Below are 228 nucleotides of genomic sequence, written 5' to 3'. Positions count from 1 at the left end.
GGGTTTTGGCGCATCGTACCCGGGCTTTTTGTGTCGGTCGGGCTTTTTCTGACATTCCTGGGACTAATCGCTGCGCTCTCTACGATGGCACAGGGTGCAGAGATCGATAGCGGCGTGATGCGACAGTTGCTGTCGGTGGCCTCCGCAAAGTTTATCATGTCGCTGACGGGGCTCTTCTGCTCTATCGTGTTTACGATACTTCTTCGAAGCATCTACGGGTCATTAGAG

At 53.9% G+C, this 228-nt stretch carries 1 pseudogene; it reads left to right on the top strand.

The features are described 5' to 3' along the window. Nucleotides 1-228 (top strand): annotated as a pseudogene (locus EOD29_RS36935) (hypothetical protein); the annotation flags it as partial.

Origin of the sequence: Mesorhizobium sp. M1A.T.Ca.IN.004.03.1.1 (assembly GCF_003997555.1) — a bacterium.
GTDB lineage: Bacteria > Pseudomonadota > Alphaproteobacteria > Rhizobiales > Rhizobiaceae > Mesorhizobium.
This window is presented reverse-complemented; position numbering and strand designations above follow the sequence as displayed.